Genomic DNA, 7,204 nt, shown 5'->3' with positions numbered 1-7,204 from the left:
AGGCGGCGAGCTCGTCGGCCCAGCGGTAGAGGTGGTCGTCGTGGACGCCGGCGGCGATGTCGCTCATGGTCACGGACGTCCGGTCGTAGTCGTGCTCGCGGCGTATCCAGGGTTCCCACGTGACGATCGGGTCCGCGCCCGAGGCCCGCACGATGTCGAGGGCGCCGATGGGGGGAGGGGAGGGGAAGTCGACGAACCACAACACCGCGCCCGGCGCCGTGCCGACGGCCTCGGCGACCGCGCGGTACTCGTCGACGGCCACCGGGCCGCCCGGGGTGCTGATGCCGAAGCGGGGGCACGCGGTGCTCGTCTCGTCGAGCGGGGCGGCGATCGGTTCGCATGTGCGGCGCGCGTCGCAGGCGGTGCACAGGGACAGTGCCAGGAGGGTGGCGGCCATCGCGCGAACCGGGAACACGAGGAGTCATTCTTCCTGCCCGCGGCCCCCGCGCAGGCGGTCCGGAGAGGTTTCCCCGGTGACGGCCCGAAGTTGTCGGTGGCACCCACCACACTTGTGCTCGAGGTCTCTCCCGGGCGCCTTGCGGCGACACGCCGAGACGCGCCCGAAACGCCGTGGAGGGAGGGTTGCGACCTGGGAATATCACCTTTGTAAGTCACAACATCCTGGGTTCTGTGTATCCGGTGGGCACAAGGTGTAGTGTCTAGACCGCTGGAAGGCCACAAGTGCCGACGATCTCTCGGGGAAGCGGGATCGGACGGATTCGTGGGTTTCCGGGTAACGCACAGCAGTCAGTCGTCAGGCCGCCCACGGCCGTCGGAAAAGGGGCATTCATGAACATCACCGTCTACACCAAGCCTGCCTGCGTCCAGTGCACCGCCACCTACCGTGCCCTCGACAAGGCCGGCATCGAGTACGACGTCGTCGACATCAGCGAGAGCCCCGAGGCCCGCGACTACGTCATGGCCCTGGGTTACCTCCAGGCGCCCGTCGTCGTCGCCGGCGACGACCACTGGTCGGGCTTCCGCCCCGACCGCATCAAGGCGCTCACGGTCGCTGCCTGAGCCCGGGCCGCGTTCGCAGCGGCCCGATCGTCGTCGTCTCCGGGCGGAAATGCGCCGTGTCCGCCCGGGCCGGTCTTCGCAATCGAATGAAGAGTGGTGACTACCGATGGCTTCGCTGGTGTCGATCCAGGGAACGTCGCTGGTGTACTTCTCGAGTACATCCGAGAACACCCACCGATTCGTGCAGAAGCTCGGGATTCCGGCCAGCCGGATCCCCCTGCACGATCGGGAGGGCACTTTCGAGGTCCGCGAACCGTACGTGTTGATCGTGCCGACCTACGGTGGCGGGACGACCGCCGCCGGTCGCGATACCCGCTACGTTCCCCGGCAGGTCATCCGGTTCCTCAACAACGAGCACAATCGGAGCCTGATCCGCGGTGTCATCGCGGCGGGTAACACCAACTTCGGCGACTCGTACTGTTTCGCGGGCGACATCGTCGCGCGCAAGTGCAAGGTGCCGTATCTGTACCGATTCGAGTTGATGGGCACGACCGACGACGTGGAGCGTGTCCGCGACGGTCTCGCCCGATTCTGGGAGTCCGTTCTCCAGAACGCCTGAGCCACATCCGTATCCGTATTCGACGCGCGTCGCGGACGTGACTGCGCGGCCGTTTCCTAACTCCGACAAGTGGGGACAGCACTGTGACCATTACCGATCCCGCTCCCGCCACGAGCGCACCCCTCGACGATTCGATCAAGGATCTCGACTACCACGCGCTCAACGCGATGTTGAATCTGTACGGCCCCAACGGCGAGATCCAGTTCGACAAGGATGTGGCCGCCGCCCGCCAGTACTTCCTGCAGCACGTCAACCAGAACACGGTCTTCTTCCACAACCTCGACGAGAAGCTCGACTACCTCGTCGAGGAGAACTACTACGAGCCCGAGGTGCTCGACAAGTACTCGCGTTCGTTCGTCAAATCGCTGTTCGACCATGCGTATTCGAAGAAGTTCCGGTTCCCGACCTTCCTCGGTGCGTTCAAGTACTACACCTCGTACACGCTCAAGACGTTCGACGGCAAGCGTTACCTCGAGCGGTTCGAGGACCGGGTGTGCATGGTCGCCCTGACTCTCGCCGACGGCGACGAGATCCTGGCCCGGCACCTCGTCGACGAGATCATCTCCGGCCGCTTCCAGCCGGCCACCCCGACCTTCCTCAACTCGGGCAAGAAGCAGCGCGGCGAGCCCGTCTCGTGCTTCCTGCTCCGTATCGAGGACAACATGGAGTCGATCGGCCGCTCCATCAACTCCGCGCTGCAGCTGTCCAAGCGTGGTGGCGGTGTCGCCTTGCTGCTCAGCAACATTCGTGAGCACGGCGCACCCATCAAGAAGATCGAGAACCAGTCCTCCGGCGTCATCCCGATCATGAAGCTGCTCGAGGACTCCTTCTCCTACGCCAACCAGCTCGGTGCCCGTCAGGGTGCCGGCGCGGTCTACCTGCACGCGCACCATCCCGACATCTACCGCTTCCTCGACACCAAGCGCGAGAACGCCGACGAGAAGATCCGTATCAAGACCCTCTCGCTGGGCGTCGTCATCCCCGACATCACGTTCGAGCTGGCGAAGAAGAACGAGGACATGTACCTGTTCTCGCCGTACGACGTCGAGCGCGTCTACGGAAAGCCCTTCGCCGACATCGATGTCACCGAGAAGTACTACGAGATGGTCGACGACAAGCGCATCCGCAAGTCGAAGATCAAGGCGCGCGAGTTCTTCCAGACCGTCGCCGAGCTGCAGTTCGAGTCGGGCTATCCCTATGTCATGTTCGAGGACACGGTGAACCGGGCCAACCCGATCGCCGGCAAGATCACGCACTCGAACCTGTGCTCGGAGATCCTGCAGGTCTCGACGCCCTCGGAGTTCAACGACGACCTGTCCTACAGCCATGTGGGCAAGGACATCTCGTGCAACCTCGGCTCGCTGAACATCGCGAAGACGATGGACTCTCCCGACTTCGCGCAGACCATCGAGGTCGCCATCCGCGGCCTGACGGCGGTCTCCGACCAGACGACGATCTCGTCCGTTCCGTCGATCGAGCGGGGCAACAACGAATCCCACGCCATCGGCCTCGGCCAGATGAACCTGCACGGCTTCCTCGCCCGTGAGCACATCTTCTACGGGTCCGAAGAAGGCGTCGACTTCACGAACATCTACTTCTACACGGTTCTGTTCCACGCCCTGCGCGCGTCGAACAAGATCGCGATCGAGCGCGGCTCGTACTTCAAGGGCTTCCCGGAGTCGAAGTACGCCTCGGGTGAGTTCTTCGACAAGTACACCGATCAGGTCTGGGAGCCGGCCACCGAGCGGGTTCGTCAGTTGTTCGCCGAGTCGAACATCGCGATCCCCACCCAGCAGGACTGGCGCGAACTGAAGGAGTCCGTGCAGAAGCACGGCATCTACAACCAGAACCTGCAGGCGGTTCCGCCCACCGGTTCGATCTCGTACATCAACCACTCGACGAGCTCGATCCACCCGGTCGCGTCGAAGATCGAGATCCGCAAGGAGGGCAAGATCGGGCGTGTCTACTACCCGGCGCCCTACATGACGAACGAGAACCTCGAGTACTTCCAGGACGCGTACGAGATCGGCTACGAGAAGATCATCGACACCTACGCCGCCGCGACGCAGCACGTCGACCAGGGCCTGTCGCTGACGCTGTTCTTCAAGGACACCGTCACCACCCGCGACGTGAACAGGGCCCAGATCTACGCGTGGCGCAAGGGAATCAAGACCCTGTACTACATCCGTCTGCGGCAGATGGCGCTCGAGGGGACCGAGGTGGAGGGTTGCGTCTCCTGCATGCTGTGACCCGCACTTCGTGACAGTCCTTGCATCAGCACACAATTCAGGTAGGTAACCGATGACTGCAGCAGCACACTCGCCGGCCGACGGCGTGCGCGTCAAACTCATCGATCGCGTCTCCGCGATCAACTGGAACCGCGTCCCCGACGACAAGGACGCCGAGGTCTGGGATCGCCTCACCGGCAACTTCTGGCTTCCGGAGAAGGTGCCCGTCTCCAACGACATCCAGTCGTGGGGCACCCTCACCGAATACGAGCAGGAACTGACGATGCGGGTCTTCACAGGCCTGACGCTCCTCGACACCATCCAGGGCACGGTCGGCGCGGTCTCGCTCATCCCCGATGCGGTCACCCCGCACGAGGAAGCGGTGCTGACGAACATCGCCTTCATGGAGTCGGTGCACGCGAAGAGCTACTCGCAGATCTTCTCGACGCTGTGCTCGAGCCGGCAGATCGACGACGCCTTCCGCTGGTCGGAGGAGAACGAGCACCTGCAGCGCAAGGCCCAGATCATCCTCGACTACTACAAGGGTGACGACCCGCTCAAGCGCAAGGCCGCCTCGACGCTGCTCGAGTCGTTCCTGTTCTACTCGGGCTTCTACCTGCCGATGTACTGGTCGTCGCGGGCCAAGCTCACCAACACCGCCGACATGATTCGCCTGATCATCCGCGACGAGGCCGTCCACGGCTACTACATCGGCTACAAGTACCAGCGCGGACTGGAGACGATCACGCAGACCGAGCGCGACGAGCTCAAGGACTGGGTCTTCGAGCTGCTCTACGAGCTGTACGACAACGAGACCCACTACACGGCCGACCTCTACGACCAGGTCGGGCTCACCGAGGATGTCAAGAAGTTCCTGCGCTACAACGCGAACAAGGCGCTGATGAACCTCGGGTACGAGGCGCTGTTCCCCAAGGACGAGACGGACGTCAACCCGGCCATCCTGTCGGCGCTGTCGCCCAACGCCGACGAGAACCACGACTTCTTCTCGGGTTCCGGCAGTTCCTACGTGATCGGCAAGGCCGTCGTCACGGAAGACGACGACTGGGACTTCTGACCGGGCACGCTGCACGCATCGATCCCGTACACCGGCGCCGGAGCGCCCGTGTACGGGATCGCGTGTTTTTCGCGGCCCGGCCGGTCACCTATAGCATCGCTCCTCGTGACCGAGACAAGAGAAGCGTCGGGCTCGCCTCGGCCGGTGACATCGGAACGCTCGCAGTCCGGCAGACGGGTGGTCGAGCAGCGGACCCGGCTGTGGGCGGTACTCGCCGCCGTGGTGGGGATCGTCGCATCGATCGCGATACCGCTCTTGCCCGTGACGCAGACCACCGCAACCCTCGAATGGCCGCAGAGTGAAAGCAAGACCGGTATCTCGGCTCCTCTGGTGTCCTACGCGCCGGTCGATCTCGACGCCACGATCGAGTGCCGGTCCGTGCGCGAAGCGCTGCCGGACGGCGGCACCGTGTTCTCCACCCTCCCGGAAGGAGCTCCCGATCGTGAGCGCTACGGGCTGATCGTCCGGGTCCGGTCCGCCGGTGACGACGGACCGGCGATGTTCGAGGTGATCTCCCGCAACACGATGCTTGCGGCGGCACCGGTGGACGAGCTGTCCGGGGACTGTGCGGTCACCCTGTCCTCGAACTCGGAACGTACCGTCGCCACGATCACCGGGTCGGCCGCGGCGGGGGAGCGGACCGTCGATCGCGACCTGCGACCTCAGCTGGTCGGCATCTTCACCGACCTGCCCGGTCCCGCGCTCGACGGCGTCTCGGTCACCGCGACCGTCGACACCCGGTTCACGACGTCTCCGACGATGCTGAAGATCGTCGCGATGATCGTCGCGGTGGTGGCCACAGCACTGGCCTTGTGGACGCTGGCCCGGCTCGACCGCGCCGACGGCCGCCGCCACCGCCGCCTGTTGCCGGCGTCGTGGTGGTCGTTCACCCGCATCGACGCACTGGTCGTCGGAACCCTGCTCCTCTGGCACGTCATCGGGGCGAACACCGCCGACGACGGTTACCAGCTCGGAATGGCCCGCGCTGCGGGTGAGGCCGGGTACATGGCGAACTACTTCCGGTGGTTCGGTGTGCCCGAAGCACCGTTCGGCACACCCTTCTACGACGTCCTCGCCGCGATGACCCAGATCTCGACGGCGAGCCTCTGGATGCGGCTACCGGCCCTGACCGCCGGGATCCTGTGCTGGTGGGTGCTCAGCCGCGAGGTCGCTCCGCGTCTCGGCGTGGCGCTACGCCGCAACCGGCTCCCGTTGTGGACCGGGGCCCTGGTGTTCCTGGCGTTCTGGCTGCCGCTGAACAACGGATTGCGTCCGGAGCCGATCGTCGCGACCGGTGTCGTGCTCACCTGGTGCTTGCTCGAACGCGCGATCGCGACCCGGCGTCTGCTGCCGGCGGCGGCGGCGATCCTCGTCGCCGCGCTCACCGTGACCGCCGGACCATCGGGCATCATCTGCTTCGCCGCGCTGATCGCCGGTGCCCGCCCGATCGCCCGCATCCTCCATCGACGCGCGCGCAGCCTGGGATGGCTGCCGGTTCTCGCTCCGCTGGTCGCGGCCGGACTGGTGATCCTGGTACCGGTCTTCGCCGACCAGACCCTCGCGGCAGTGCTGGAAATGCAGCACGCGCACGAGGTCGGTCCGAACGTGCCGTGGTTCCAGGAGTATCTGCGCTACCAGTACCTACTGCAGATCACCGTGGACGGCTCTCTGGCCCGCAGGTTCGCGGTCTTCACTCTGGTGCTGTGCCTGGCGGTGGCGGTCGTCGCGATGCTGCGCCGCGGTGGGCACATCCCGGGCACCGCGCAGGGTCCTTCCCGGCGCATCGTCGGCATCACCCTCGGTGCGCTGGTGCTGATGATGTTCGCGCCGACGAAGTGGACCCACCACTTCGGTATCTATGCCGGTCTCGCGGCTGCGGTGGCGATGCTCGCCGCCGTGGCCACCGGCCCCGCTGTACTGCGCTCGCGACGCAACCGGGCGTTGTTCGCCGCGGCGGTGTCGTTCGTGGTGACCATGTCGTTCATCGGCCCCAACGGCTGGTGGTACGTCTCGAGCTACGGGGTGCCGTGGTGGGACAAGCCGCCGTCGGTCGCCGGATTCGGCTTCTCCACCGTCTTCTTCGCGGTGACGGTCGCGGCCTTGCTGCTCGCCGCGTGGTGGCACATCCATCCCGTCGCCTCGACGCGCACCGACTCTCCGGCGCGCTGGTGGGCGGTGCCGCCGTTGACCGTCGCCGCCGCCGCGATGGTGGTGTTCGAGGTGCTGTCACTGGCCAAGGGTGCGATCGCGCAGTATCCGGGTTATTCGGTGGCACGATCCAATCTCGACACGCTCACCGGCAACTCGTGTGCCCTGGCGAAC

At 65.4% G+C, this 7,204-nt stretch carries 5 protein-coding genes and 1 pseudogene; 5 read left to right on the top strand and 1 reads right to left on the bottom strand.

Features of this window, described 5'->3' with window-relative positions; all coding sequences use genetic code 11:
* Window positions 1–397 (bottom strand): annotated as a pseudogene (locus tag R1101_RS0112595) (endoglucanase); the annotation flags it as partial.
* A 392-nt stretch (window positions 398–789) separates the two neighbouring features.
* Between R1101_RS0112595 and R1101_RS0112590 the strand changes: the two are divergent.
* From R1101_RS0112590 to R1101_RS26585, 5 genes are all read left to right on the top strand, one after another.
* Window positions 790–1,020: a redoxin NrdH gene (locus tag R1101_RS0112590; RefSeq protein ID WP_016933773.1), complete on the top strand. Its 231-nt coding sequence runs from the start codon at window positions 790–792 to the stop codon at window positions 1,018–1,020.
* 106 nt (window positions 1,021–1,126) lie between these two features.
* Window positions 1,127–1,579 carry a class Ib ribonucleoside-diphosphate reductase assembly flavoprotein NrdI gene (nrdI, locus tag R1101_RS0112585; protein ID WP_016933772.1) on the top strand — a complete coding sequence of 151 codons (453 nt, stop codon included), beginning with the start codon at window positions 1,127–1,129 and terminating at the stop codon, window positions 1,577–1,579.
* Between the two features lie 167 nt (window positions 1,580–1,746).
* Complete coding sequence (nrdE, locus tag R1101_RS0112580; RefSeq protein WP_232284742.1) at window positions 1,747–3,828, top strand: class 1b ribonucleoside-diphosphate reductase subunit alpha; 2,082 nt, start codon at window positions 1,747–1,749, stop codon at window positions 3,826–3,828.
* Between the two features lie 52 nt (window positions 3,829–3,880).
* The gene (gene nrdF / locus R1101_RS0112575; protein WP_026003207.1) at window positions 3,881–4,882 is read left to right on the top strand and encodes a class 1b ribonucleoside-diphosphate reductase subunit beta; all 1,002 of its coding nucleotides are present in this window, start codon (window positions 3,881–3,883) and stop codon (window positions 4,880–4,882) included.
* 144 nt (window positions 4,883–5,026) lie between these two features.
* The coding region (locus R1101_RS26585) for an arabinosyltransferase domain-containing protein (protein ID WP_051017532.1) at window positions 5,027–7,204 on the top strand (2,178 nt) is incomplete at its 3' end.

Source organism: Rhodococcus sp. R1101, from assembly GCF_000278445.1.
In the GTDB taxonomy this organism is placed as follows: domain Bacteria; phylum Actinomycetota; class Actinomycetes; order Mycobacteriales; family Mycobacteriaceae; genus Rhodococcus; species Rhodococcus gordoniae.
The sequence above is the reverse complement of the archived record's forward strand: the minus strand, read 5'-3'. Positions and strand labels throughout refer to the sequence as shown.